The organism is Streptomyces sp. NPDC097129 (genome assembly GCF_055668065.1).
In genome coordinates this window covers 132,288-157,986 of record NZ_JBVOQE010000014.1, presented here as the reverse complement: position 1 = coordinate 157,986, position 25,699 = coordinate 132,288, and the positions used below count along the sequence as shown (strand labels likewise).

Annotated in this window: 22 protein-coding genes; 15 read left to right on the top strand and 7 right to left on the bottom strand. The window is 73.3% G+C overall.

Going from position 1 to position 25,699, the window contains the following annotated elements; all coding sequences use genetic code 11:
- The 3 genes from AC0B9F_RS32950 to AC0B9F_RS32940 form a co-directional block, all read right to left on the bottom strand.
- On the bottom strand, window positions 1–128 hold a 128-nt coding region (locus AC0B9F_RS32950; protein ID WP_472008745.1), incomplete at its 3' end, for an S-adenosylmethionine synthetase N-terminal domain-containing protein.
- Between the two features lie 91 nt (window positions 129–219).
- Window positions 220–1,479 carry an MFS transporter gene (locus AC0B9F_RS32945; RefSeq protein ID WP_472008738.1) on the bottom strand — a complete coding sequence of 420 codons (1,260 nt, stop codon included), beginning with the start codon at window positions 1,477–1,479 and terminating at the stop codon, window positions 220–222.
- The gene (locus AC0B9F_RS32940; protein ID WP_472008736.1) at window positions 1,476–1,682 is read right to left on the bottom strand and encodes a tautomerase family protein; all 207 of its coding nucleotides are present in this window, start codon (window positions 1,680–1,682) and stop codon (window positions 1,476–1,478) included. Before AC0B9F_RS32940 ends, AC0B9F_RS32945 begins: the two co-directional genes overlap by 4 nt.
- Before the next feature lie 301 nt (window positions 1,683–1,983).
- On the opposite strand from AC0B9F_RS32940, the gene AC0B9F_RS32935 reads away from it, so the two are divergent.
- The 9 genes from AC0B9F_RS32935 (at window position 1,984) to AC0B9F_RS32895 (ending at window position 12,267) form a co-directional block, all read left to right on the top strand.
- Entirely contained in the window at window positions 1,984–2,844 is an 861-nt protein-coding gene (locus AC0B9F_RS32935; RefSeq protein WP_472008734.1) for a TauD/TfdA dioxygenase family protein, read from the top strand.
- Window positions 2,841–3,638, top strand: a complete 798-nt coding sequence (locus AC0B9F_RS32930; RefSeq protein ID WP_472008733.1) for an HpcH/HpaI aldolase family protein — start codon at window positions 2,841–2,843, stop codon at window positions 3,636–3,638. The genes AC0B9F_RS32935 and AC0B9F_RS32930 overlap by 4 nt, the downstream gene beginning before the upstream one ends.
- A 26-nt stretch (window positions 3,639–3,664) precedes the next feature.
- Window positions 3,665–4,606 (top strand): PLP-dependent cysteine synthase family protein, encoded by a 942-nt coding sequence (locus tag AC0B9F_RS32925; RefSeq protein WP_472008732.1) that lies wholly within the window; start codon window positions 3,665–3,667, stop codon window positions 4,604–4,606.
- A 30-nt stretch (window positions 4,607–4,636) separates the two neighbouring features.
- Window positions 4,637–6,484, top strand: a complete 1,848-nt coding sequence (asnB, locus tag AC0B9F_RS32920) for an asparagine synthase (glutamine-hydrolyzing) (RefSeq protein WP_472008730.1) — start codon at window positions 4,637–4,639, stop codon at window positions 6,482–6,484.
- Window positions 6,481–7,542, top strand: a complete 1,062-nt coding sequence (locus tag AC0B9F_RS32915) for a PrpF domain-containing protein (RefSeq protein ID WP_472008729.1) — start codon at window positions 6,481–6,483, stop codon at window positions 7,540–7,542. The genes asnB and AC0B9F_RS32915 overlap by 4 nt, the downstream gene beginning before the upstream one ends.
- Entirely contained in the window at window positions 7,539–8,639 is a 1,101-nt protein-coding gene (locus AC0B9F_RS32910) for an acyl-CoA dehydrogenase family protein (protein ID WP_472008728.1), read from the top strand. Before AC0B9F_RS32915 ends, AC0B9F_RS32910 begins: the two co-directional genes overlap by 4 nt.
- The gene (locus AC0B9F_RS32905; RefSeq protein WP_472008726.1) at window positions 8,627–10,045 is read left to right on the top strand and encodes a dihydroorotase; all 1,419 of its coding nucleotides are present in this window, start codon (window positions 8,627–8,629) and stop codon (window positions 10,043–10,045) included. The genes AC0B9F_RS32910 and AC0B9F_RS32905 overlap by 13 nt, the downstream gene beginning before the upstream one ends.
- Window positions 10,042–11,868 carry an NAD(P)H-dependent oxidoreductase gene (locus tag AC0B9F_RS32900; protein WP_472008724.1) on the top strand — a complete coding sequence of 609 codons (1,827 nt, stop codon included), beginning with the start codon at window positions 10,042–10,044 and terminating at the stop codon, window positions 11,866–11,868. Before AC0B9F_RS32905 ends, AC0B9F_RS32900 begins: the two co-directional genes overlap by 4 nt.
- A 69-nt stretch (window positions 11,869–11,937) precedes the next feature.
- Window positions 11,938–12,267 carry a hypothetical protein gene (locus tag AC0B9F_RS32895; RefSeq protein ID WP_472008722.1) on the top strand — a complete coding sequence of 110 codons (330 nt, stop codon included), beginning with the start codon at window positions 11,938–11,940 and terminating at the stop codon, window positions 12,265–12,267.
- Window positions 12,268–12,405: 138 nt separating this feature from the next.
- Here the strand turns inward: AC0B9F_RS32895 and AC0B9F_RS32890 are convergent, their stop codons facing one another.
- From AC0B9F_RS32890 to AC0B9F_RS32880, 3 genes are all read right to left on the bottom strand, one after another.
- Complete coding sequence (locus tag AC0B9F_RS32890; RefSeq protein ID WP_472008720.1) at window positions 12,406–13,779, bottom strand: class I adenylate-forming enzyme family protein; 1,374 nt, start codon at window positions 13,777–13,779, stop codon at window positions 12,406–12,408.
- On the bottom strand, window positions 13,776–15,482 hold the full coding sequence (locus AC0B9F_RS32885) for a thiamine pyrophosphate-binding protein (RefSeq protein WP_472008718.1): 1,707 nt from the start codon (window positions 15,480–15,482) through the stop codon (window positions 13,776–13,778). The genes AC0B9F_RS32890 and AC0B9F_RS32885 overlap by 4 nt, the downstream gene beginning before the upstream one ends.
- A gap of 193 nt (window positions 15,483–15,675) precedes the next feature.
- Complete coding sequence (locus AC0B9F_RS32880; protein ID WP_472008716.1) at window positions 15,676–16,899, bottom strand: aldehyde dehydrogenase family protein; 1,224 nt, start codon at window positions 16,897–16,899, stop codon at window positions 15,676–15,678.
- A gap of 526 nt (window positions 16,900–17,425) precedes the next feature.
- On the opposite strand from AC0B9F_RS32880, the gene AC0B9F_RS32875 reads away from it, so the two are divergent.
- The 6 genes from AC0B9F_RS32875 (at window position 17,426) to AC0B9F_RS32850 (ending at window position 24,066) form a co-directional block, all read left to right on the top strand.
- Window positions 17,426–18,346 (top strand): GNAT family N-acetyltransferase, encoded by a 921-nt coding sequence (locus AC0B9F_RS32875; RefSeq protein ID WP_472008715.1) that lies wholly within the window; start codon window positions 17,426–17,428, stop codon window positions 18,344–18,346.
- 237 nt (window positions 18,347–18,583) lie between these two features.
- Window positions 18,584–19,834 (top strand): ATP-grasp domain-containing protein, encoded by a 1,251-nt coding sequence (locus tag AC0B9F_RS32870; RefSeq protein ID WP_472008713.1) that lies wholly within the window; start codon window positions 18,584–18,586, stop codon window positions 19,832–19,834.
- A complete protein-coding gene (locus tag AC0B9F_RS32865) occupies window positions 19,831–21,099 on the top strand; it encodes an ATP-grasp domain-containing protein (protein WP_472008711.1) in 1,269 nt (422 codons plus the stop codon). The genes AC0B9F_RS32870 and AC0B9F_RS32865 overlap by 4 nt, the downstream gene beginning before the upstream one ends.
- A 30-nt stretch (window positions 21,100–21,129) precedes the next feature.
- On the top strand, window positions 21,130–21,837 hold the full coding sequence (gene epsC / locus AC0B9F_RS32860) for a serine O-acetyltransferase EpsC (protein WP_472008709.1): 708 nt from the start codon (window positions 21,130–21,132) through the stop codon (window positions 21,835–21,837).
- A 37-nt stretch (window positions 21,838–21,874) separates the two neighbouring features.
- On the top strand, window positions 21,875–22,837 hold the full coding sequence (locus AC0B9F_RS32855; protein WP_472008707.1) for a PLP-dependent cysteine synthase family protein: 963 nt from the start codon (window positions 21,875–21,877) through the stop codon (window positions 22,835–22,837).
- A complete protein-coding gene (locus AC0B9F_RS32850; protein WP_472008705.1) occupies window positions 22,834–24,066 on the top strand; it encodes an ATP-grasp domain-containing protein in 1,233 nt (410 codons plus the stop codon). The genes AC0B9F_RS32855 and AC0B9F_RS32850 overlap by 4 nt, the downstream gene beginning before the upstream one ends.
- Window positions 24,067–24,074: 8 nt before the next feature.
- On the opposite strand, the gene AC0B9F_RS32845 is transcribed toward AC0B9F_RS32850, so the two are convergent.
- A complete protein-coding gene (locus tag AC0B9F_RS32845; RefSeq protein WP_472008704.1) occupies window positions 24,075–25,553 on the bottom strand; it encodes an MFS transporter in 1,479 nt (492 codons plus the stop codon).
- Between the last annotated feature and the right edge of the window lie 146 nt (window positions 25,554–25,699).

The window sequence follows — 25,699 nt, the reverse complement described above, 5'->3', positions numbered from 1 at the left end:
TCCACGGCGACCCGGGACGACGGGTCCTCACGCAGGAGCGCATCGAGAATGGTGTCGCTGATCTGGTCAGCGATCTTGTCGGGATGACCCTCGGTGACCGACTCGGAGGTGAACAGCCGTTTCGTCATGGTCGCATCAGATCCGCGGTCGTGGGCGGCTCGCAACAGCAACCTGCTCGAGTCACGTCCCGCCACCGCAAAGGCATGACACTTGAGCAGGTCAGGCCGCGGCCGGGACCTTCTCGTCCGCGGTGCGCGCAGCACGTACGCTCAGCACGGACCGGTACAGCAGCATGGCCGCGCAGCCGGCCGTCCCGTACAGAAGGCTCATGCCGAGTGCGGGGACGAACGCGCCCAGGGTCACGCACAGGGCGGCGACGAGGAGGCCGATCCGGGCGTTGAGGGCGTAGGCCGCCATGTACTTGGTGCGGGCTTCGGCGTCGATCAGATCGGCCAGGAGCGCCTGGCGCACCGGGACGCTGGCGATCTCCCCGAAGGTCAGCAGGACGGCTGCCGCGATGAGCACCCAGCCGACGTCGCTGACGGCCCAGACCATGTAGCCGGCGGTGAAGACGGCGATCCCGCCGTACAGCCGCACCCGCTCGGGGACCCGCGCCAGCAGCGTCTTGGCGGCCAGGACGAGAGCGACGACCAGGGCGGCGTTGACCGCCCGCAGGATGCCGAGGACGGCGACACCGTCCACGTCCAGACGCCAGCCGCCGAACGCGAGCAGCGTCTGCCGCGGGAACTGGCGGGACAGGCGCACGGCGATGTAGTAGCCGATCTGCATCTCCACCGCCGCGATCAGCGCGGCCGCGGCCAGCTGGCGCAGGAAGACACGGTCGCGGGCCACGGTCAGATAGCCGCGCAGCATCGCGCCCGGGCCGGCCGCCGCCCGACCGGTACGCGGGGCGCTCTCGCTGATCCACCGCCACATCACCGTCGTGGTCAGCAGGCACAGTGCGGCGGCACCGGTCAGCAACTGGAGGAAGTGGCCGTCGTAGAGGAATCCGCCGGCCAGGGCGCCCACCGTGAACGCGAGATTGATCGACCAGTAGTTGATCGTGTAGACGAGCGGGCGGTTCTCCGGCGTGGACACGTCGACCATCATCGCGTCGGCCGCCGGCGTGGCCAGCTGTGAGCAGCAGGTGTTGAGCAGGAACAGGCCGAACGTGACGGGTCCCGACGTCCACCACGGCGAGTTGGCCAGAGCGAGCAGGCCGAAGGTGAGGGTGGCGCCGAGTTCGCCGGCCACCATCACGGGGCGGCGGCCGTGGACGTCGGCGAGGTGGCCGCCGAGGAAGTTGGCGGCGATGCCGGCCGCGGCCACGCAGACGGTGAGGACACCGGCCGCGGCAGGGCCGTAGAGGGCCGCCAGGTGGATGACGAGCAGCGGCATCAGCATGACCGACAGCAGCCGCTGGACGAAGCCGACCGCGATCCGCAGCCGGATGTTGGGGTGCAGGGAGCGCAGGGTCATCGCGGGCCTCGCCAGGAACGGGGTTCGTCGGCGAGGTGGCCGCCCTTGCCCCAGTGGTCCGGCTCCACGTCCCGGACGATGACGGTCACTGCGTCGTCCGGGCAGCCGGACACACGCGTGACGACGTCGGTGATGCCCGCCACCAACTCCCCTCGCATGCGCCGGTCGTTTCCCTGCCACCAGTTGACGGTGATCACTGGCATATCAGCGGGTCCTTTGCTCCGGAGGACGATTCAAGGGCGCGGCGGCTAGAGAATCCCCGTGCCGGCACAGCCCTGACAAGCCAAGTGCACGCAGGGAATACGACTTGAACAAGTCGCTCCCATTCGGGCTTTCGTTTCCGTCCGGGATGCGAGTTGGTGAAGTTGTCGCGCCAATTACCCTTCCGTTGCTCCTGGATTGAGCCACGTGTTGTGATCGACGCCGCCGAAGGACTTGCGGTGCTGTACCCGCGCTCCACCGGCATGGCCACGTGAGTCCCTGACACTTTCGGAGGGAATGCTGGTGTCTCTGTTCGACATACGCCGGATCGGCGGCAAGATCGGCGCGGAGGTCACGGGCGTCGATCTGTCCACCGAGCTGTCGGATTCCGTTTTCCGGCAGATCCACCAGGCATTCCTGGAGTACAAGGTCCTCTTCTTCCGGGACCAGGACATCACCGACGAGCATCAGCTCGCCTTCGCCGGCCGCTTCGGCCCGCTGACCCAGTCGCACCCGATGATGCGCACCGTCGACGGCGCGCCGCAGGTCATTCCCGTCGACGGTGAGGACCAGCGCGCCGACCACTGGCACACCGACATCAGCTTCACCACCACCCCGTCGCTGGGCACGACCCTGCGCAGCGTGGTACTGCCCCCGTACGGCGGCGACACCCTGGTCGCGAACGCGGCCGCGGGCTACCAGGACCTGCCGGCCGAGCTGCGCGCGGTGGCCGACCGGTTGTGGGCCGTGCACACCAATCACGCCGAGCAGCCGCGGCTGGGCACCGAACGCGGTGACGAGGTGCGCGCGGCGTTCCTGGCGCGCCGGTTCGAGGCCGCCCACCCGGTGGTGCGGGTCCACCCGGAGTCCGGTGAGCCGAGCCTGTTCCTCGGTGGCTTCGCCCAGTGGCTGCTCGGTGTGGAGCCGCGCGATTCGCGGCCGATCCTCGACGTGCTCCAGAGCTATGTGCGCCGTCCGGAGAACGTGGCGCGCTGGCGCTGGCGCCCCGGTGACGTACTGATCTTCGACAACCGCAGCACGCAGCACTTCGCGGTGAACGACTACGGGCACCACCAGCGGGTGCTGCACCGGGTGTCCATCACCGGTGATGTGCCCGTCGGCCTGGACGGCAAGCAGAGCTACGCACTGAAGGAAGGGGAATGACCATGTCGCCCGTCTCCCACCCGGACCCGGGGTTCGCGGCGCGTCTGCGCCGCCGGGAACCCCTCGTCGGCTACTGGGTCTCCCTGGACAGCCCGATCGCGACCGAGCGGATCGCCGGGCTCGGCTACGACTACATAGGCGTGGACGGCCAGCACGGTGTCACGCACCAGCCCGGGTGGCAGGCTGCGATGCTGGCCGTGGACGCCCGCGGCTGCTCCGCCGGGGTGATCCGGGTGCCGTCGCCGGACCCGGTCGCCATCGGGATCGCGCTCGACACCGGGGCGCGCGGCGTCATCGTGCCGATGGTGGAGAACGCGCGGCAGGCGCGCGACGCCGTGCGGGCGTGCCGGCACCATCCGGCGGGAACGCGCAGTCTGGCCGGGCCGGTCCGCGCGGAGCTGCGGCTCGGATCCGTACCGGCCGAGATCGACGACCGCGTCGCGTGTGTCGTGATGATCGAGACCGCCGCCGCGCTGGACGACCTCGAGGCGATCTGCGCCACGGACGGCCTGGACGCGGTGTACGTGGGACCCGCCGACCTGTCGGCGGCGCTCGGCGCGCGCTGGTTCGGCGACCCGGCGGCCGCCGACGCTCTGGAGGCCGCGCTGCGGCAGATCACGCAGGCCGCCCGTCGTCACGGCATCGCCTGCGGCATCCACGTGCCCGACGGCGAGAGCGCCGCGAAGCGGCTGGCCGAGGGCTTCACCTTCGCGACCGTCTCCAGCGACATCACCCACCTTCAGCAGGCGGCCACCGCGCACCTGCACGCCGCCCGCGGCCTGCACTCGGCCTGAGCGGCGACGGAAAGAGGGGGGACGACATGACGACGCAGGTGCAGAACACCGCAGCAGGAGCGGCCTGGTCCGTGGAGGACCTGGTCGGGAACACACCGCTGCTGGAGGTCCCGCTGCCGGGACTCGCCGACTCGGTGCGGCTGCTGGCGAAGCTGGAGATGAAGAACCCGCTGTCCAGCGTGAAGGACCGGGCCGCGCTGTACATGATGCGGGCCGCCGAGGAGTCGGGCCTGCTTCCGCCGAACGGGGGCACCGTCATCGAGTGCTCCTCCGGCAGCACCGGCATCTCGCTGGCGGCGCTGTGCGCCCGCCGAGGCCACCGGTGCATCATCGTGATGCCCGACAACGCCAGCGAGGAACGCCGGCTGATCCTGCGCCGGCTGGGCGCCGAGGTGCATCTCGTGCCGCACCAGGACGGTCTGCTGGCCGCCTGGGCGTACGCGGAGGAACTCCAGCGCGCCGTGCCGGGGTCGTGGGTTCCGCATCAGGACCGCAATCCCGCCAATGTGCGGGCGCACTACGAGACGACCGGCCCGGAGATCTGGCAGGCCACACGGGGCCGGATCGCCGTGCTGGTGTGCGGGGTCGGCACCGGAGGAACGCTGACGGGCACCGCCCGCTATCTGAAGGAGCGCACCGCGCTGCACGTCGTGGCGGTCGAACCCGCCCGCAGCGCCGTGATGTCCGGGAGCGAGGCCGGCCCGCACGGCATTCCCGGTATTGGAGCCGGTTACGTCTCCGAGATCACCGACCTTTCCCTGGTGGACGAGGTGGTGGCCGTCCCCGACGAGGCGGCCGCGGCCACCACGGACGAGGTGACGCGCGCGACCGGTCTGCCGGTCGGCATCTCCTCGGGCGCGGCCGCCTGGGCGAGCCGGGCCGTGGCGGCCCGGTCCTGCTGGGCGGGCGCCACGGTCGTCACCGTGTTCCCCGACAGCGGAGAGCGCTATCTGTCGACGGCCCGCTGATCCGCCGTCCTCACGGAAAGACAGGCAGAGATGTGCCGGATCTTCGGATACTTCAACGCGGCGGTCACGCCGCACGCGATGCGGACCGTCGCCGCCCTCCAGCGGCACGGCGGCCCGGACGCGACGGGCGTCGCGCAGGGCCCCGGGTGGGGCCTGGGCAACAACAGGCTCGCCGTCGTCGGCCTGGACGGCGGACAGCAGCCCTACGGGCGGGGCGGGCCGGTGCAGGTGGTCTTCAACGGGGAGATCTACAACCATGAGGAGCTGCGCCGCCGTCTGGAGGCGCTCGGCCATGTGATCCCCGACCGCTGTGACGGCTCGGTGCTGCCCGCGCTGTACCTGGAGTACGGCGAGGAGTTCACCGAACACCTCGACGGCATGTACGCGCTGGCGCTGGTGGACACGCGGGGCGCGGCGCCGCGGCTGCTGCTGGCCACCGACCACATCGGGATGAAACCCCTGTACCACCGGTGGGACCCGGCGGACCGGTCGCTTCACTTCTCCTCCGAGCTGCCCGCGCTGCTCGGTTTCGGCGGGATCGGCGCACGGGTGCGCGAAACGGCGCTGGACGCCCTGCTGTCGACCCGCACGCCGTTCGGCACGCGGACGATGTACCAGGACGTGGAGGTGCTGGAGCCCGGCACGACCTGGGTGTGCGAGCTGGGTGGCCTGCCGCGGACGCGACGGCGCGCCGCTCCCGCGCTCCGGGACGACGCGGGCTCCAGGAACGGGTTCACCGCGGCACGGCAGGTGCGGCGCACCCTGCGCCACGAGGTGGGCCGGCTCCTCGCGGCAGACGTGCCCGTCGCCGTGGTCACCTCCGGCGGCCTGGACTCCTCCCTGGTGACGGCTCTCGCGGCCGAGTACGGCCTCCAGCACACCTTCACCATCGCCTACCGGGGCAACTGGCCCTTCGACGAGCGGCACTTCGCACGTGAGGTGTCCGACCGGGCCCGCACCGTCCACCACGAGGTGGAGATCGACCCCGCGGCCTTCCCCGCCCTGCTGGAGGACACCGTCTGGCATCTGGGCCAGCCCAACGCCGATCCGATCGCACTGAGCACCTACGCGTTGTTCCGGGCGATCCGGGAGGCCGGCTTCACGGTGGCGCTCACCGGTGACGGCGCCGACGAGGTGTTCGGCGGGTACGAGCGGATGCGGGTGGCGGCGGAGCGCGCTGCGGCGGGGGCGGACTGGGCGCCGGCCTACCTGGACGCGCTGTCCGCCGTGCCGGCGGCGCTGCGCGGCCGCCTGTACACCGACGACTACCGTGCCCACGTCGCCGCCGACCCGGCGCTGCCGGAGGCGGCCCGCGAGGATCTGCTGAACGGCCCCGGCACCGTCCTGGACCGCATCACCCGATTCGAGCTGGAACAGCGGCTGCCCGCCTACCATCTGCGCCGGGTCGACCACCTCAGCATGGCCTCCGCAGTGGAGGCACGGCTGCCGTTCTGCCAGCCGTCCGTCCTCGCCCTCGGCCGCCCGCTGCCCGACCACCTTCGTATCCAGGGCGGCCAGGTCAAGCGGACCCTTTACGCGGCGGCGGCCGGGCTGCTCCCGGACCGGGTGCTGTCCCGGCCGAAGCAGCCGTTCACGCTGCCGGTGACGGCGATGCTCCGGCCGGGCAGCACGCTGTGGGAGTACGCGCGGGACCTGCTGGCGACGGACCGGACCGCTCCGGCGGGACGGCTGGACGGCCGGGCGGTCGACGCCCTGTTCACCACGCAGGCAGAACGTCCCGACGACACCGCCGCGCTGGCGCTGTGGACGCTGCTGGTGCACGAGGTGTGGGACGCGCAGTTCCGGCGCACCCTGCACGGCGCGGGCCGGGCCGCGACGGCGCCCGGGGACACCAGACCGCTGGCGGTGGCGGCGTGATCGGGCACCTCGCGTACGCGGCGGGCAGTCCCTGCCCCACCTTCGTGCTGGACGCCGCCCGGCTGCCGCGCGAGGACGAGGCACTGCTGGCGCATCTCGCCCAGGCCCGCCGCTATCTGGCGTCGGCGGGCGGCGCGCACGTGCTGAAGATCGCTCTCATCGAGCCGTCGGCGCATCCGATGTTCGACCTGGACTACCGGTTCGTGCAGGCGCTGCCCGACGCCCCGGACCGGTTCGACGTGCGCGGTTCGTGCGGCCATTCGGTACTGGCGTCGGTGCTGGCGGCCTCCCGTTCGGGGATGCTGCCGCGGCTGGTGCCGGGCGCCCGGATCCGGGTGCGGGTGCGCAACAACGGCGACAGCGTGGTGTGCGAAGCCGAGCGCGTCGAACGGGACATGGCGGGTTTCACGGTCACCTTCGTCCAGCCGTCCCCGCTGCCCTTCGCGGATCTGCTGCCGGCCGGGCGGCCGCGCACCGTACTGGTGGACGGCGGTGAGCGCGTCGAGGTCTCCCTGGTCGCCAGTTCCAACACCTACGCCTTCGTCGACGCGCGCACGCTCGGCGTACCGGACCAGGCGGCACTCTTCGACGCCGGCGGGGAACTGCTGCAGCGGCTGGAGTCGCTCCGGGGTGCGGCGGCCGACCTGCTCGGCTGGCCGCGCGGCGGCGCCTTCCCCAAGATCGCCGCGGTGCTGCCGGGCGCGGACGGCGGTATCGCGGCCCGCGCCGTGACGGTGCCGGGCTGGCACCCGTCGATCGCCCTGACGGGTGCGGTCTGCCTGGGGACGGCCATGCGGATCCCCGGCACCCTGCCCTGGCAGATCGCCCGCGAACACGGCATCGTCGACGGCCTGGTGGACATCACCACCCCCGGTGGCCGCACGGCGGTCAGGGCGGTCACCTCGGCCGCGGAGACGGCCTCCGGCGAGGGCGCCCTGCTGTGGGCGACCGTCGCGCACAAGCACGTCGCCTTCCAGGGCTCGTTCGCTCTGACTCCCCTGCATCACCTTCAGTTCGAGGAGGTCGCCCAATGCCTGGCGCTGTCCGGAGCAGTGTGAGACCGCTGCTGACGGCCGAGCTGCGCGCCCGGCTGTCGCAGTCCCCCGCGCGCAGCGGGCCGGCCGGTGTTCCCGACCCTCAGTCGCTGGCGGCCCTGCGCGCCGGCGGGCTGCTGGGCACTGCGGTCGCACCCGAATACGGCGGCGCCGGCGGCGACGCGGCCGCGGTCAACGCGGTCGTCGAGGAGATCGCCACCGTCGACCCGTCCCTGGCCATCATCGCCTTCCAGCACTTCGCCGTGTCGGCCCGGATCTCCGAGTGGGGCACGCAGGAGCAGCAGCAACGATGGCTGCCGCTGCTGGCCGACGGCACCTGGCTGGCCGCCTCCGCGTGGAGCGAGACGGGGGCCGGGGCGGCCAAACGGAACCTCGCCAGCAGCGGCGAGCGGCTCACGGACGGCCGCTGGCGTCTGAACGGTGCGAAGACCTTCACGACCGGCGCCGGGGTCGCCGACGTCTACCTGGTGCTGGTGCAGACCGGCCGGCCGGCCGCCACCGCGCACGGCTACGGATCGGACGGGCAGACCTTCTTCCTCGTCGAGGCGGGCACCGAGGGGCTGGTCGCGGACCTCGGCCTGGACCTGGCGGGGATGCGCGGCTCGGCGACCGGCCTCCTCGCCCTCGGCGGCTGTGTCGTGACCGACGCCGACCGGCTGGGACCGGCCGGAGGGGCCGCGTCGGTCATCGCGGGCGTACGCGAGTCGGGCGCCAGCCTTGGAGCAGTGTCCGTGGGCATCGCGCGGGCCGCCTTCGACCTGGCTGTGCGTCACGCGGAGAAACAGGGCCTGCTCGAGCTGGCCACCGTGCGGCACCGGCTGGTGGACCTGGCGACGCGTCTGGAGGCGGCGCGGGCCGTCGTGGACCGTGCCGGTGCCCGCAGTTCGGCGCAGCCGGGACTGACCACGCTGCACAGCAAGCTGCACGCCTCCGTGGCCGCCGAGGAGATCTGCCTCGATGTCGCCCGCATGCTGGGTTCGGCCGGATACCGTGCGGACGCGCCGATCGGCAGGCTCCTCGCCGACGCCCGCGGCATCGCCTTCATGGGCCCGACGAACGACCTGTGCCGAGATCTGGTGGCGGCGGCATGGACCGGCTGAACACCGAACCCGAACTCGTCGTCAGCGGCCGCCGGCTGGTGACGCCGCACGGCGTGCGAGCGGGTCACATCCTGATCAGCTGCGGCCGGATCACCGCCGTCACCGGACCGGGCGCGGCGCCCGCCGCGGCCGGGTACATCGACGCCGGCGACCACTACGTGCTGCCCGGACTGATCGATTCCCATGTGCACTTCCGCACGCCCGGGCTGACGCACAAGGAGGACTGGGAGCACGGCAGCCGGGCGGCGGTGCGCGGCGGCGTGACCACGGTGATGGACATGCCGAACACGGTGCCGCCCACCCTGGACCCGCAGGCGCTGTCCGACAAGGCGGAGCTGGTGCGGGGCAGTTCACTGGTGGACTTCCGCTTCCACATCGGGGTCGACCCGGCGCGCCCGCGGCTGCTGGCGGACCTCGACCCTTCGGTGGCGACCAGCGCCAAGGTGTTCATGGCGGGCCACCACACGGCCCCCACGGTGGTCCGCGACCCGGCGGTGCTGGAGCAGACGTTCGCGGCGGCGGCCGAGGCGGGCCTGCAGCTCGTCCTGCACGCCGAGGACGACGGGCTGTTCGCGCTGCTCGACGCCTGGTGGGGGGAGCCGGCCGGATACCTCGACTATGAGCGGCGCAGGCCGCGCACCGGTGGCATCGTCGCCGTCGCCAAGGTCGTCGAACTGGCGCGGCGCCATGGCACCCGGGCCCACATCCTGCACCTGTCCAGCGCCGAGGAGGCCGACCTGGTGTGCGCGGCGCAGGCCGCCGGGCATCCGGTCACCTTCGAGGTCACCGGCCACCATCTGTCGTTCACCGACGAGGACACCCGGCGCCTGGGCGCGCGCACCCGGCTGTCTCCGTCGATCCGCTCCCGGACGGACCAGGACCGGCTGTGGCGGGCCCTGGCACTGGGCCAGCTCGCCACCCTGGGAAGCGATCACGCCCCGCACACCGTCGCGGAGAAGACCCGATCGGCCGCGGCCTCGCCGCCGGGGCTGCCCGGTGTGCAGGAGCTGGCCGTCGCCGTGTGGACGGGGATGCGCCGCAGGTGGCCCGACGAGGACCCGGACGTCGCCGTGACGCGTCTGGTGCGGCAGCTGTCCCAGACACCCGCCGAACTGTTCCGGCTGCCCGGCAAGGGGCGGATCGCCCCGGGCGCCGACGCCGACCTGGTCGTCTTCGCGCCCGACACGCCCTGGATGTTCTCGGCGCGCGACGTGGAGAGCAAGTGCGGCTGGTCGGCCTACGAGGGCTGGACGTTCACCGGGCGCGTGGAGCGCACCCTGCGGGCGGGACGCACCGTCTGGGACGCCTCCTCGGGCGCCTTCGGCGCCTATGACGGCCGCCTGCTGGCGGCGGCCGGTGACGGACCGCGGCCGGCGGCGCTCGCCGCCAGGAGGAGAACGACATGACCAGGAAGAGGTCGGTGGTGGTGGCGGGCGGCGGTGTCGGGGGGCTGGCGGCCGCGACAGGCATGGCCGCCAGGGGCCTGGACGTCACCGTCCTGGAAAAGGCGGAGCGGATCGGCATCGGCGGCTCGGGACTCGTGCTCCAGCCCAACGGGGTGCGGGCCGCCGACGCCCTGGGCACGCGGATCGGCGCCCGGATCCGGGCGGTGGGACGACCCGGCCGGCCCGGTGAGGTGCGGGTCCTGATGGACGCCGACGGCACGGTACTGGCCGAGGAGCCCGTGGGCGGCGACGCCTTCGGCGGCACTCCACCGATTCCCGTGCTGCGTTCGACGCTGCACCGGGCCCTGTTCGACGAGGCGCTCACCGCGGGCGCGAGCGTCGTGCTGGCGACCTGCGTCACCGATTACACGCTGCGCCCCGACCACGTCGCCGTGCGCCTCTCGGACGGCACCGTCATCGCCTGCGACGCGCTCGTCGGCGCCGACGGCATCCACTCGGCGGTGCGCGCCCGAATGCTCGCCGACGGTCCCCCGCAGTACCGGGGTTACACCTCGGTACGGGGCCGGACGACCGGCTCGGTGCTGGGGCAGCGCGGCCATGTCGTCAACGGGCGCGGCATCCAGTTGTTCATCGCCCCTGTGGGCGACGACACTCTGTACTGGACCGCCAAGATCACCGCACCGGCCGGTGCGTGGCCCGCTCTGGGCCCGGCCGGGGCCAGGCTGGCCCTGCTGGACGCCCTCGAGGGCTGGTACGCCCCCGTCGTCGACCTGGTGCGTGCCGCCGACCCGGACGATGTCGTCGTCACCGACATCCACGACCGGGACCCCGCTCCGCGCTGGGTGGACGGCCGGGTGGCGCTGCTGGGTGACGCCGCGCATCCGATGGTCCCGGCCCTGGGCCAGGGTGCCAACCTGGCGCTGGAGGACGCCGCCGTGCTCGCCGACGCGCTCGCCTCGTCGGCCCCCGTGGCGGCTGCGCTCGCCGGCTACGCCCGCGAACGCATGGAGCGGGCCTCGGCGGTCGTCCTCGCCTCCCGCCGCCAGGGCGCACTGGACCAGGGCGCGGACCGGGCGGGCGAGGAGAGACGCAACGCACACATCAGGGCGGCCGGCCGCAAGGACGCGGACCTCACCGACGTCGTCGGCTGGCGGCCCCGGCCGCACGGTCCGCAACCGGAGCGCGCCCCGGCCGCCACGACCACCGTCCGTCCGAGGAAAGGGGCCACCGCCATGGGGGCACCGCACATCGTCCTGATCAGCGGATCACTACGCCCGGGTTCGACCTGCGACCGGGTGGCCGAGTGGTGCGCCCAACGGTGCGCCGAACAGGGCGCGTCCGCGCGGGTGTTCACCGGCACGGAGATCGACTTCCCCGCGTACCGGCCGGGGCTGGCCGGCCGGCACGCGGCCGTCACCGGGTTCCTGGAGGAACTGCGCGCCGCCGACGGCGTGATCCTGGTGTCTCCGACGTACCACGCGACCGTGTCGGGGCTGCTGAAGAACGCCCTGGACTACGTCAACGACATCGACGGGCCGGTGCCCTACCTGCAGGGGCGGCCGATCGGGACGGTCGCGGTGGGCTCGGCCGCCACCGGCGCGGTGTCGACGCTGACCACGCTGCGCACCATCGGGCACGCCCTGCGCGGCTGGCCGACACCGGTGGGCGTGGCCGTGTCGCAGGCACCGCAGCAGCACACCACGGACGGCGGGGAGAGCGCGCCGGACGTGGACCGCCTGACGCAGATGGTGTCGCAGGTGGTGTGGCTGGGCGGGAAACGGGCCGAGGACGCTCGGCCGGCCGTTCTCGGCGTCGTCGCCTGACCCACCGATATCTCCCTCACGCCCACCCATGGCCGCGTGCGACGGGCACGCGGCCGGAAGGAGACCTCCATGTCCGTGCCCGCTGCCGCGTCCCACGCCCTCGAAGCCTTGCTCGGGCCCGTGTGGCGAGAGGCCAACATCCGCTCGGGGCCCTCTTTGACCAGCCCGGTGCTCCGGGTGGTGCCGCCCGACCCGGCGGTCTCCTACGCGTGCGAGGGCTGGTCTGAGGGCGACGAGGTGGTGGAGGACCAGCACCCGGACGGCGTGATCACCAGCTCCGTCTGGCTCCGGCTGGCGGACGGCGGTTGGTCCAGCGCCGTCAACTTCGAGCCCGACACGGTGACCGGGCTGCTGGCGCACGCCGTCAGCGTCGATCCCGGCCGGCGTCCGGGCCGGTGACGTCACTGCGGTCGGCGCGCCGGGATCCGGCGCGCCGACCGCTTTCCGGGAGGTGGGGCCTGACAGCCTGCGGCGTCCCATCCTCCCGGTTCCCGCCTGCTCGGCAGTGTGGAGTGCGCGGTGCGGCCGAGCGGGGGGTCATGCGGCCGCCGCCGCCGGGTTCGATGCCCAGGCCCGCAGACGCGTCCGGTCGTGCTTGCCGCTGCCGGTGCGGGGCAGCGCGGTCAGGACGCGGATGGTGCGGGGGCGGGCGTGCGGGGGCAGGCGGCGCCGGCATGCCTCGGCGACCCGTCCGGCCACGGCCGCGCTGTCGCTGTCGGGGCTCTCCACGAACGCCCATACGGTGTCACCGCGGTCGCCGCGCCGGACACCGACGACCGCGGCGTCCACGACACCGGCCGCGGCCCGCACCGCGTCCTCGACCACGGTGGGGGCGACCGTCTCGCCGTGCACGACGAGGATCTCTTTGATCCGGCCGCCGACCGTGAGCCACCCGTCGGCCGTGACCGAGCCGGTGTCACCGGTGCGCAGCCAGCCGTCGGCGGTGAACGCGTCGCGGTCGAGGGCGCCGGTGACCGGGTCGAGGTAGCCCAGCATCAGCCCGGGACTCGCGATCTCGATCTCGCGCCGCGGCCCCGTGACCCTCGCCCGCACTCCGTCCAGGAGGCGCCCCACGGTGCCGGGCCGCAGGTCGCCCGGTGCGTTGAGGGCGACGTTGGGCCCGGCCTCGCTGAGTCCGTAACCGTCGTGCAGCGGCGCCCCGGTGACCGCCAGGAAGTCGTCGTACAGGGCGGGGGTCAGCACGTCGCCGCCGCAGCCGCGGATGCGCAGACGGGCGAGCAGCCGGGCGGACTCGGCGTCCCGGGCGGCCTCGGCGGCGAGCATCCGGTACATCGTGGGCACGCCGTCCATGGAGGTGATGCCCTCGGTGGCGAGCCGGGTCAGTACGCCGCGCAGGTGGAAGCCCGACTCGGCGTACAGATGGGCGCCGGTGGTGCGCCACACCCGCAGCACGCTGTGCCCGTAGGCGTGCCGCAGCGGCAGCGGGAGCAGCAGCCGGTCCTGTGCCGTGATGTCCATCCGGGCGGCGGTGGCGCTGCCTTGGTGGGCGAGGGCGCCGGCGGGGACGGCGACCGCCTTCGGGTCGCCGGAGCTGCCGGAGGTCCAGAAGACGGCGGCGGTCTCCTCGGGCAGGGCCAGCGGGCGGCTGCGTGCTTCGACGAGGGGGTCGCCGCAGGCGGTGGCGTGGACGGCGGCGGCCGCGGCGATCCGCCGGGCGGGGGCCGTCCCGTCCAGCAGCAGGGGCGCGCCGACCGCGTCGGCGGCGAGCGCGGCGACGACGGCGGTCAGGGGGTGGTCCGCGGCCAGTGCCGCGGCCCGGCCGGGTCCCGCTCCGGCCGCGGTGAGGTGACGCGCGGTGCGGGCGACGAGCCGGGCCAGGTGAGCGGGCGGGACACGCTGCCCGTCGACGGTCAGACGCGGCGCTGCTCCGGCGCCGGGGCGGGCGGTCACGCGGCGTCCTCGGCGCACGGGCCGGTGCCGAACACCCGGCGCACACCTACGGGGACGTCGTCGTCGCGCACGGGGACGGTGATGACGGCCGTCCTGCCTTCGGCATGGGCCCTGGCCGCGTCGTCGAGGGCGGCGGCGAGTTCGGAGGCGGTGGTGCAGCGCGCGGTGAGACCGCCGAGGGCGCGGACGGCGGCGTCGGTGTGCGCGGGTGCGGTGAAGCGGGTGAGGGTGTCTGCCGTCCCTTCCCCGGCGCGTATGTGGCGGGGCCAGCCGTAGCCGCGGTTGTCGAAGACCAGGACGGTCAGGCCCAGGTTCAGCTCGGTGGCCGTCGGCAGGGCGGCCAGGCCCATCTCGAAGGCGCCGTCGCCGCAGACCAGGACCGTGCGCCGGGTGCGGTCGGCGAGGGCGGCGCCGACGGCGGCCGGCAGGCCGAAGCCGACCATGGTCTGCTCGCCGGGGGTGACGACCCGAGCGCCGTGACCGACGGACACCACGGGGTGGTGGTAGCCCCACATGTCGTGCAGTCCGTTCTCCTGCACGAGGGTCGCCCCCCGGCTCACCGACTCCTGGAGCAGCCGCAGCGCCGAGGTGACGGTCAGCTCGGCCCCGTCCGCGGCACTGCGGTGACGGGCGCGCATCGCCTCGCGTACGGCGGCGACGTCGGTGCTGCGGGCGGCGCCGGCGGCGGTCATCGCGGGCGCCTGGGCGATCACGGCGTCGGCGAGTTGGCGGGCCACCAGGGCGGCGTCGCCGAGCAGGGCCACCTCGGGTTCCGCCGCGGTGTGCAAGACGGCCGGATCGACGTCGATGTGGATCAGCGTCTTGTCCTCGAAGCCGTCCCAGCCCATGCGGGCGGTCTCCTCCAGGCGGGAGCCGATCGCGAGGACGACGTCAGCCTCGCTGAGCAGCCGGTCTGCGGGAGGGGTGGTGTACAGGCCCACGAGACCGCAGGCCAGTGGGTGTTCCTCGTCGACGAGGCCGCGTCCGGCGGCGGTGGTGAACAGTGGCGCGGCCAGCAGCTCTGCCAGCCGCCGTACCGCGGGACCCGCAGCGGCTGGTTTGCAGCCGCCGCCGGCGACGACGACGGGCAGGCGGGCCTCGATGAGCAGCCGGGCGGCGCGGCGCACCTCCTCGGCGTCGGCGGCGAAGCGCAGGCGGCGTACCGGCGGGGCGGGCCGCCGCTGGGGGGCGGGGGCGCGCAGTACCTCGTCGGCGATCTCCACCAGGACCACGCCGGGGCCGCCGTTGACGGCGAGGTGGACGGCCCGGCGCAGTGCCCAGGTCAGCTGGCGCGGGTCCTCGACGAGGACGTCCCATTTCGTCAGTGGCCGGGCCATGGCCGCCTGGTCGGTGTGCTGGAAGCCGCCCCGGCCGATGCCGAGGACGGGGACGCGGGTGGTGACGACCACGACGGGGACGCCCAGCGAGGAGGCCTCCAGCAGACCGGTGAGGGCGTTGGTGAAACTCGGTCCGGAATTGACGGCGAGGACGGCGGGGCGGCCGGAGACGGCCGCGTGGCCGATGGCGGCGCAGGCGCCGGCCCGCTGGTCGCGCACGCCCAGGACGCGCAGCCCGGGTGTGCTGCGTGCGGCGTCCATCAGGCCGGGTTCGTCGGAGGGCAGCCCGACGACGATGTCGCATCCGGCGTCCGCGAGGGTGCCGGCGACGACGTGCCAGGGGTGGTGACCGAACGTCGCGCTCACTGCTGCTCCTCGGCAAGGTCGTGGTGAAAGGGACGAGGGGGGGTGCGCAGGACGGCGCTGCGGCGGCGGGGTCGGGGGCCGGGTCCGGGGGCGGAGTGCGGGTGGGCGGCGGTGGCCGCCGGCGACGCCCGTACTGCGGCGGCCACGACCGTCGACGTGGCGGGTTGCCGGCCCGGTGGGGCCGAGGCCGCCGTCACGACCGGGTTCCGGCTGCCTCGGCGGACAGCAGCAGGGGCCGCCCATTGACCGTGCCGCGACGGTGCACGCTGCCGGCGAGGGGACCGTAACCCCCGAAGGGGCGGTTGCCGTCCTCCACGTCGAAGGTGATGCGCTCCTCGCAGACCACGCTGGTCGCGATGCGTGTGGTGCCGGCGAGGGCGGGTTCGCCGAAGACGCTGACGTACATGCCGCGCGCCCGCTCCTCGGCGGAGTGCAGCCACCGGGCGATCTGCCGGGGGTCGTCGTAGGCCATGGTGAGCACGACGGGGGAGAAGAACTCGGGCGGGTGGAAGGCGTCCTGCCACGGCAGGTGCAGCAGGGTCGGCTCGACGACAGAGCCGGCGAGGTCCACCAGGCCGCCGTGGACAGTGAACTCGCGGTGCGTGCGCAGGAAATCCGCCGCCGCTCTCACCGCGTCCGGATAGATCAGCGGTGCCACCCGGGTGGCGGGGTCGGCGCGCTCGCCCACGCGGGTCGCGGCGAGGGCCTCGGTGAGCCGGGGCAGGACCTGGCGGACGACTGAGCGGTGCACGAAGACGATGTCCGTGCACAGGCAGTCCTGGCCCGAGTTGTACAGGCGGGCGTCGAGCACAGTCCGGCAGACCGTGTCGGGGTCTGCCTCGGGGCCGACGACCAGCGGGTTTGGTCCGGAGCCGAAGGTGAGCAGCAGCACGTCGGCCGGTAGTTCGGCGGCGACCGTGCGTCCGTTGTCCGGCTGCCCGGTGAAGACGACGGCGTCGCAGCGGGCGCAGTCGGCGAGGAACCGCCGTTGCGAGACCGGCTCCATGAGGATCCGTCCGGCGCCGGCGCCGCGCAGATGCGGGTCGATGATCTCGTGGAGGGCCATGGCCGTGGGAGCCACCCGTGCCGAGGGCCGCAGGCGGACCTCGTCGGTGTACAGCGAGGGGATGACGCCGAACAGGACGTAGGAGTAGAGGAGGTTGTTCGACGGCAGGAAGGTCGCGAGCCGTGCGAGGCGGCGCGGCGCATTGCGCAGTACTTCCCACGGCGCGCCGGACAGGGCGCGCAGCGACCGGAAGAGCTCGTCGGTCGCGGCCTGGGCGGTGGCCACGCGGGTGAGGACGGCGTGCAATTCGTCCCGGTGGTGCAGGAGTGTGCCGGCGAACCTGGCAGCGACCGTGTCCGCGACGGTCGCGGGCGGCCCGGTGCGCTCCGCCTCGGCGACGCTGCTGTGCATGCGCGTACCCCCTTGCACCCGCCCGTGGACCTTCGGGCTCGGTCAGGAAGCGTCTCCCGGCCAGGTGCCGTCGCGCATCTCGGTTCATGCTCTCTTTCCGGTGCGGCGAACCCAGTGAGCATTCTCGGAGAACGACCCCTGCTGGGCTGCCACTAGCATTCACAAGGAGGTCGACGGACGGCCCACGGAACACAATTAAGCCGTTTACGCATAAGCCTCGAAAAAATTGTGTGAAGAGGAAGGAGAAACATGGTGACTGCCCTTGCATTCTGTTTCAGCCCTTTCCTCTCCACAGCCCTTGAAGTCTCACCAATTGTGCTCTCCCATGGCCGGCCCGGAAGTTCGATGGTCACGAGGAGGTGACAACCGTCGCCCGGCCGGGAGACGGCGTCGCGCCCCGTGCCTCTTGCCCCGGACCACCGCGTCCGCTCCCGGCCTCCGCCGGCGCCGCCGACCAGGCGCCGGCGACCCGAATGCTCCGGCCCGACCGCCGGACCCGACTCCCCCAGGAAGGGGGACACCATCCATGACCGAGCAGGGACGCTTCGCCGTCGTACGGCCGAGCACGGTACCGCTCGACAGCCTGGTCGACCTGGTGCGCGCCTACGAGGAACACACCACGGGAGCGGCCGCCTGCACCCGGGACGACATCCTGCTGGAGACCTGCCGTCCCGGTTACGAGGACAACAGCTGGTGCCTGGCAGGTCCCGACGGCACGGTGCACGGCTGGGCAACGCTGACCCCGCTCGGTGACACCCTCGAAACCGCACTGACCGTGCGGCCCGGACGGCACGCCGAGAGCGTGGCCCGTACCCTGCTGGCCCGGGTCCTGGACCGGGCCGACGAACTCGCCGCCCGGCACGGCATGCGCTACACGCTCACCGTCGGCGGTGTGCCCAGCGGCGACGACGTGGTCGCGTCAGTGCTCGGGGAGGCCGGGTTCAGCCCCGGTGCCACCGCCGAGCAGTACACGATCGACCTGACGCTGCCGCCGTCGCCGCCCGTGCTCCCCGACGGGGGAAGCATCCGGCAGGCAGGCCCGGACGATCTCACGGCACTGCACACCATCCATCTGTCCAGCCGGGGTGCCGACCCCAAGACCGAGGAGGCGGATCTCTTCGACACCCGCACGCGGCAGCGGCTCGAGACGGGTGGCGCCGTACTGCTGGTGGAGGTCACCGGCCGTCCGACCGGCTACGTCCTGACGCACACGGCCTGCGGCAAGGAGGGCCGCATCGCGGAACTCGCGGTCGCACCCGCCTTTCGCGGACTGGGCATCGGCCACGCCCTGCTCACCGCCGGGCTCGCCGAGCTGCGGGCCCTGGGTGCGGCCCGCGCCCGGGTCCTGGTGGACACGGTCGACCTGCACGATCCCGAGGCCCTCGGGCGCGACCTCACCGTCCGGACGGTGCGTACCGTCACTCGTTTTCACCGCGCCGGCGACTGACTCCGGCCGCCGTACGGGGCCGTCACCCCGTGCGTGCCGCGCATGTCGGTGCCGAACAGGGACAGCACTCCCGACCGAGTCCGTCCCGACGTCTGACGGCAACGATACCGATCCGCCGCCACCCCCCGAACGCTCGCCGGACGTTTGGCGCTTCTTCGTCAAGTCGCCCCCGCTTCCGGCTTCGGGCACCCCCACCCGCCCGGTCCACCGGCCCGCCGTATCCGAACGGAGCCCCTGATGAACCGCACCGCCGCATCCCGGCGCCTGCTGATGGTGATGCCGTACAGCCAGTTCGTCCGCAAGGCCGCCGAGGCGGGCTTCGAAGTCTGGGCGATCTGGGACCCCTCCCTGCGCGAGCAGGAATACCTCGACGAAGTCGCCGCGTGCGCCCAGGAGTTGCTGCTGACCGACTTCGGTGACGAGACCGCCCTGCGCGCACTGATCGCCGAAACGGTCCGCGCCCACGACATCGGCGCCGTGCTGCACCTGGGTGCGGAGGAGTCCATGCCACCGGCGCTCGCCGAGGCCGAGGCGCTCGGTGTCTCTCCCAACCCGGCCGCCGCGATCGGCGCCCTCAACGACAAGGCGGCGATGCGAGCACTGCTCGCCGCCCACGGCCTGTCGCCGGTACGCGCACAGACGGCCGGGACCGTCGAGGAGGTCGCCGCCGTCGTGGCCGCACTGCCGCTGCCCGTCGTGGTCAAACCGGCCCGCGCCTCCGGCAGTCGCGGCATCGCGCTGATCCGCGACGCCGACGACCTTCACGAGTGGACCGCCCGCGTCACCGAAGCCGCTCTCGCCGGCCCCTACCTCGTCGAGGAGTACCTCGAGGGCCCCGAATACAGCGTGGAGACCCTCTCCGCCGAAGGCGAGCACCACGTCATCGGCATCACCGCCAAGCACACCACGGGCGCGCCCTTCTTCATCGAGACCGCGCACGTCCACCCCGCCCCGCTCGGCCCCGGTGAACGCGCCGCCCTGCACGCGGTGGTGATCGGACTGCTCGACCTGGCCGGCTACCGCTTCGGGCCCGCGCACACCGAAGTCGTGCTGACCGCGCACGGCCCGCGCATCGTGGAGTCGCAGACCCGGCTGGGCGGCGACCGCATCCCGCTGCTCATCGAGACCGCGTCCGACTACGACATCGAGGCCGCGATCTTCCGCACCCTGGCCGGGGCGCCCATAGAGCCGCCGTCACCGCGGCACACAGCCTCCGTCGGCTTCTTCTTCCTGCCCGCCGGGCGGTTGGAGTCCGTCACGGGGCTCGACGCCATCCGCGCCCTGCCCTTCGTCCAGGCGCTCCACTTCCCCTTCCAGCCGGGCGACGACCTGCCGCCCACCACCAACTCGTTCACCCGCCACGGTTACGTCGTCGTCGACGCCGAGTCGCCCTCCGAGGCCCAGCGCCGCATCGCGCGGGTCCGTGAACTGCTGCGCGCCGACATCCGCGAAGCCGCCCTGGCCGCCCCGAAGGGAGCCCTTCGATGACCGACCGCAAGACCGTGCTGCTGATCGGCGGCGTCGACGCCCATGTGGACCGTTTCACGGCGCTCGGCGTCAAGGTCGTCCTGATCCAGCACCCCGACAAGGTCACCGAGCACCAGATGCGCGCCGTCGACGTGCTGCTCGTCGTCGACTACACCGACTGGGAGACCGTGCGGCCCTACGCCCAGGCAGCACATGCCGTGCACGGCGTCGACGCCGTCGTCTCGCTCACCGAGCCCGGACTGAACCCGGCGAGCCGGCTCGGTGACCTGTTCGGGCTGACCGACGGCCGCCGGTACGAGGTGAGCCGCCGTATGCGCGACAAGTGGCTGATGCGCCGCCACCTCGCCGAGCGTGGTCTGCCGGTGCCGCACGCCGCCCGGGTGTCCGACCGGGCCTCGCTCAACGCGTTCGGCCAGCGGGCCGGCTACCCCTTCATCGTCAAACCGGTGTCCACCACTGCCGGGTTCGGCCTGCTGCGGGCGGAGAGCCCGCAGGACCTGGACCGGGTCTGGGCACGCGTGCGGGAGCTGGACGGCGGCCGCACGGACCGCGGTTCGACCATGTTCACCGTCGACGGCTTCCTGATGGAGTCCTACATCGACGGACCCGAGTTCAGCGTCGAGGCTCTGAGTTTCGCCGGCCGGCACGTCGTCGTCGCCGTGACCGAGAAGCTGACCGCCGAGGAGCACTTCGCGGAGCTGGGGCACGCCGTGCCCGCCCGGCTCTCCGGCGCCGACCGGCAGCGTCTGACCGGCGCGGTGGAGGAGTTCCTGACCGCCATGGGCGTCACCGACGGCCCCAGCCACACCGAGATCCGGCTGTCCTCGCGCGGGCCGGTGGTCATCGAGTCCCACAACCGGCTCGGCGGCGACCACATCGTCGAACTCGTCGAGGCGGCCTACGGCATCGACATGATCGCCTACGGCGCCGCCTGGCCGCTCGGGCTCACCGAGCCGCTCGCCGCGCCGCCGCAGCCCAGGGCCGCAGCGGTCATGCGGGCCGTGGTGCGCGAGCCGGGCACCGTCACCGAGGTGAGCGGTGTGGAGCGGGTCCGCGCCCGGCCGGACGTACTGACCGCGCAGGTCACCGTGGGCCCGGGCGACACCGTTCGGCCGCTGCGCGACAACTGGGACCGGCTCGGCAGCGTCGTCGCCACCGCCGCCGACACCGACGCCGCGGCGGAGCTGTGCGAGCGCCTGGTGCGCGAGGAGATCCGTATCCACGTCGAGCCCGCGGCGGCCCCCGTGCCGGCCCGGGCCGCCTGAGCGGCGGGCCCGCCGGAAGGAGCCGACCACATGCCCGAGGAACTGTCGTTGCTGCGCACCCTGGGCGAGGATCTCGCCGTCGTCGTCGCCCGCGACCCGTCCCTGACCAGCCGCCTGCAGGCCGTCGGCCACACGGGCCTGTCCGCCGTGTGGACGCACCGGGTGGCGCACCGGCTCTACCGGCGGCGGCTGCGGACGGCCGCGAACCTGCTCGCGCGGATAGCCCGCCGCCGCACCGGTGTCGAGATCCATCCCGGCGCGGTGCTCGGCCGCCGTGTCTTCATCGACCACGGCGCGTCCGTGGTGATCGGGCAGACCGCCGTCGTCGGCGACGACGTGACCATCTACCAGCAGGTGACGCTGGGCGCGGTGGGATGGTGGACGGACAACCACCGCCCGGCGGGCGCCCGCCGGCACCCGGTCGTCGGCAAGGGGGTGGTGCTCGGCGCGAACGCAACCGTGCTGGGCCCCGTGACCATCGGCGACCAGGCCCTCATCGGCGCGATGGCCACCGTCACCGAGGATCTGCCGCCCGGGGCGCGGGTGTACGCCCCGCGCTGCGTCGTCCGCCCCGGCCCCGCGCTGCGACCGGTACCGGGCACCGCGGCCGCCGCCCCCGAGGAGGCCGGACCCCAGCCTGCCGGCGCGCCCTCCGCACCCGACGGCGCCCGGAGCGGCCCCGGACCTCGCGAGGTGCCCGACGCGGTGCGCCTTCTCGCCTCAGCGGGTTCCTGGTGACCCCGCGCCCCCTCCCCCCTCCCGACAGGAGCCGGACATGACCACCGCCCCACCCGCGGCGCCCGCCGCCCGGCGCGTCGCCGCCGACCTCGAAGATCTCATCGGACACACGCCCCTGGTTCGCCTCACCGTCCCCGCCGCCGCCCCCGGCGCCGAGGTCCTCGCCAAGCTGGAGTCCGCCAATCCCTTCGCCAGCAGCAAGGACCGCGCCGCCCTCGCCATGCTCAACGGCGCCGAGATACGCGGTGACCTGGAGCCGGGCGGCACCGTGGTGGAGTCCACCTCCGGCAACACCGGCATCGCCCTGGCCGCGCTGAGCACCCGGCGCGGCTACCGCTGCATCGTGGTGCTGCCCGACAGCGCCACACCCGAGCGGACGGGGCTGCTGACGGCGCTCGGCGCGCAGGTCGTGCAGACGCCCAGCGCCGAAGGTTTCGCAGGCGCCATCGCCAAGGCCGAGGAGATACAGGCCGCGACCCCCGGATCGTGGTACGTCCGCCAGCACGAGAACCCCGACAACGTCCGCGCCCACTACGAGAGCACCGGCCCGGAGATCTGGGCGGACACCGGCGGCCGGGTGGACGTCCTGGTCGCGGGCGTCGGTACCGGCGGCACCCTCACCGGTGCCGGCCGCTACCTGCGGGAACGCAACCCCGCACTGGAGGTCGTCGCGGTGGAGCCGGAGGGCTCACCCGTCCTGTCCCGCGGCCACGCCGGCACCCACCGCATCCCCGGCCTGAACGGCGGCTTCGTCTCCCCCACCACGGACGTCTCGCTCATCGACCGGGTACTCACCTGCTCCGACGAGGCGGCTCTCACCACCGCACGCGCACTGACCCGTCAGCAGGCCGTCTTCGCCGGACTCTCCTCCGGTGCCGCCGTGCACGCGGCGACGGTGCTGGCCCAGGACCCCGCCTACGCCGACCGGACGATCGTCACCATCCTGCCCGACACCGGGGAGCGCTACGTCAGCATCTGGAACGAAAGGACCTCCTCATGACCACCCTCGTCCTGCACCGCGGTTCCCTGCGCGCCAACCCTTACGAGCGGTGGCTGGCCGACCACGGGGAGAAGCTCGTCCTGCTGGGCTCGGCCGAGCAGCTGGCTCTGTTCGGCGAGGAACTGCCGACCGGGGCGCCCTATCTGCACGCCGAGGCGCTGGCGGACTACGACACCGGGGAGCACGTCCTCGCGCGGGCCGCCGAACTCGTCGAGGAGTTCGGCGTCACCGACGTCGTCGCCTGCCAGGAGTACGACATCGAGCGGGCGGCCATCCTGCGCGAGCGCTACGGCCTGCCCGGTCAGCGGCCCGCCTCCGCGCGGGTGTACCGCGACAAGTGGGAGATGAAGCAGGCCGCGATCCGCGCGGGGATACCCGTGGCCGGCCATCTGCTGCTGCGCTCCGCCGAGGACCTCGACGCCTTCGCGGACCGGCACGGCTTCCCCGTCGTGCTCAAGCCCCGCAAGGGCGTGCTGTCCATCGGCGTGTCCGTGCTGCGCACCCGGGACGAGCTGCGGGACCGGCTGCGGGAGGTGGAGCTGTTCGACGCGGACGGCACCCCGCAGTGGTTGGCCGAGGCATTCGTCGAGGGATCCATGTGCCACATCGACGGCACGGTCCTGGACGGCCGGATCGCCACGCTGTGGCCCTCGCAGTACCAGTACGCGCTGGCCGACTTCCGGGACCGCAAGGGCCGTGTCGACATCGCCCTGGACGTCGCCGACCCGCTGGCGGGCCGGCTGGTCGCGTTCGGCGAGCGGGTACTGGAGGCCTTCGGCGGCCCGGAGCACTTCGCCTTCCACATCGAGGTGTTCCACACCACCGACGGCGAACTGGTGCTGTGCGAGGCGGCCTCCCGGGCCGGCGGCGCGGGAGTGCGGGACGTGCAGCGGGTGCTGTTCGACTTCGACCCGATGGAGTATCCGGTCCGCCGCCAGCTGGGCCTGCCCGTGGCGGCCGGTGAGCGCCGGGATCCCGGACGTCTGGCCGGGCAGCTGCTGTTCACCAAGCGGCCCGGAGTGCTGCGCTCGCTGCCGGACCCGGCGGCCCTGCCGCCGGGTGTCGTGAAGTACACGACGTACGCCGAGGTGGGACAGACCGTCCAGGACGCCACACACTCCGGGGACTTCCTCGCCGCGTTCGTCATCACGGGCGCGGACCGGGCCGAGACGGAGGCCCGGATCCGGGCCGCGGAGAAGTGGTTCAGGGCCGGTCTCGACATCGGCTGACACCGGGCTCAGCCCACGCCGTGGCGTCGCAGGACGGCGACCAGCCGGGCGGCGAGGACCACGGCGAGGACCGCGATCGTGACCTCGGTGACCATCGCCGGGGTGTACCGCAACGGGAGTGCGGCCGACGACGGGTACAGCACGACGCCGACGACCGCGATGCCGAGCGCCGCGGCGAGCTGTTGGGTGGTCGCCAGGACACCGGCCCCGGCTCCCGCGTCCTTCGGCGGCACCCTGCTCATCACGGCACCGGTCAGCAGGGGGACGATCATGCCGTTGCCGAGCCCGTACACGGCCATGCCGGTGAGCAGTACGGCCATGAAGGCGCCTTCGGACGTGAGGCCGGCAGCGGCCGGCGCCGCAGCGAGACCGAACGCGATCAGAGCGGCGGCGAGGACGATGACGCGCTCCCCGAATCGTCCCCGCAGCGCAACGGCGAAACGAGATCCGACGGCGATGGCAACGGCCGCCGGGGTGAACGTCAGCCCCGCCTCGGCGGAACTGAGCCCGGCCTCGTCCTGGAGGTACAGGGCGAGCACGACGGCGAAGGGCACGCTCGCCATGTAGAGCAGGAAGTTGAGCAGGACCCCGTGCACGAAGACGGGAACGGAGAACAGGTCCACGGGCAGCAACGCCGGCTGCCCTTGCCGCACCCTGGCGCGCTGGTTGCGCACGAACACGGCCGCCAGGACGCATCCCGACGCGCACAGCGCCAGGCCCGTGGGCAGGAACGGCCACTGCCGGACGGCGGCGAGCGGCAGCAGCACCAATGCCACCGACACCGCGCTGAGCAGCGCGCCGGTGATGTCGGCGCCCTTGCCGGCCCGAGCCGGCCGGTCTGCGTCCAACGTGGCGGGCAGCAGCAGGAACACCGCCACGCACAGCGGCACGGCCACGAGGAAGACCGGACGCCAGCCGAGACCGAAGACGTCCCAGGCGGGAAGGGCGCCGCCGAGGATCTGGCCGAGCACCATGCCGAGGCTCATCGACACCGCGAACCAGGACAGCGCCCTGGGCTGCTCGTCGGGCGGGAACTGGGTCCGGATCAGGGCCAGCACCTGCGGCTGGAGGAGCGCGGCGGCCGCGCCTTGGGCGAGCCGGGCCGCGATGAGCGTGCCGGGTGAGAAGGCGAGCGCGCACGCCAGTGTGGTCAACGCGAACATCGCGACGCCGGCCCGGTACATGCGCCGCCGGCCGAACAGGTCGCCGAGCCGGCCGCCGGTGATCAGCCCCAGTCCGTAGACCAGCCCGTAGCCGCCCACCACGGCCTGGAACTCGAACGGCGTCATCCGGAACGACTGGTTGATGGAGGGCGCAGCGAGGTTGACGCAGAACTGGTCGAACAAGGACAGGAAGGGCCCGACCAGCAGCAGGAGCAGCGCCGCCCGGCGTCGCGGGTGGGGCGGCGGGCCGGGAGGATGGCCGGCACCGGCCTGCTCGTGCCTGTCCAACCGTGCCCCGGGCTGCCGGTCGACGAGTTCCGTCATGAGTGCCTGTCCCCTCCACGCAGCGAGTCCTGCGGGACATCCCAGGGGCGGCGCACGGCAAGCGGCAAGCGGACATGGCGGAGTCGGCGCGGGGCGCCGGGGCCCGCGCGCGCTTGCCCAACTCGCCGTGGACACGGGCCGGAAGG

Bases quoted from the DNA above. Each gene is read 5' to 3' on its own strand.
- AC0B9F_RS32945 (WP_472008738.1), bottom strand. From the start codon at position 1,479: ATGACCCTGCGCTCCCTGCACCCCAACATCCGGCTGCGGATCGCGGTC.
- AC0B9F_RS32940 (WP_472008736.1), bottom strand. From the start codon at position 1,682: ATGCCAGTGATCACCGTCAACTGGTGGCAGGGAAACGACCGGCGCATG.
- AC0B9F_RS32930 (WP_472008733.1), top strand. From the start codon at position 2,841: ATGACCATGTCGCCCGTCTCCCACCCGGACCCGGGGTTCGCGGCGCGT.
- AC0B9F_RS32925 (WP_472008732.1), top strand. From the start codon at position 3,665: ATGACGACGCAGGTGCAGAACACCGCAGCAGGAGCGGCCTGGTCCGTG.
- asnB (WP_472008730.1), top strand. From the start codon at position 4,637: ATGTGCCGGATCTTCGGATACTTCAACGCGGCGGTCACGCCGCACGCG.
- AC0B9F_RS32905 (WP_472008726.1), top strand. From the start codon at position 8,627: ATGGACCGGCTGAACACCGAACCCGAACTCGTCGTCAGCGGCCGCCGG.
- AC0B9F_RS32900 (WP_472008724.1), top strand. From the start codon at position 10,042: ATGACCAGGAAGAGGTCGGTGGTGGTGGCGGGCGGCGGTGTCGGGGGG.
- AC0B9F_RS32895 (WP_472008722.1), top strand. From the start codon at position 11,938: ATGTCCGTGCCCGCTGCCGCGTCCCACGCCCTCGAAGCCTTGCTCGGG.
- AC0B9F_RS32880 (WP_472008716.1), bottom strand. From the start codon at position 16,899: ATGCACAGCAGCGTCGCCGAGGCGGAGCGCACCGGGCCGCCCGCGACC.
- AC0B9F_RS32875 (WP_472008715.1), top strand. From the start codon at position 17,426: ATGACCGAGCAGGGACGCTTCGCCGTCGTACGGCCGAGCACGGTACCG.
- AC0B9F_RS32870 (WP_472008713.1), top strand. From the start codon at position 18,584: ATGAACCGCACCGCCGCATCCCGGCGCCTGCTGATGGTGATGCCGTAC.
- AC0B9F_RS32865 (WP_472008711.1), top strand. From the start codon at position 19,831: ATGACCGACCGCAAGACCGTGCTGCTGATCGGCGGCGTCGACGCCCAT.
- epsC (WP_472008709.1), top strand. From the start codon at position 21,130: ATGCCCGAGGAACTGTCGTTGCTGCGCACCCTGGGCGAGGATCTCGCC.
- AC0B9F_RS32855 (WP_472008707.1), top strand. From the start codon at position 21,875: ATGACCACCGCCCCACCCGCGGCGCCCGCCGCCCGGCGCGTCGCCGCC.
- AC0B9F_RS32850 (WP_472008705.1), top strand. From the start codon at position 22,834: ATGACCACCCTCGTCCTGCACCGCGGTTCCCTGCGCGCCAACCCTTAC.
- AC0B9F_RS32845 (WP_472008704.1), bottom strand. From the start codon at position 25,553: ATGACGGAACTCGTCGACCGGCAGCCCGGGGCACGGTTGGACAGGCAC.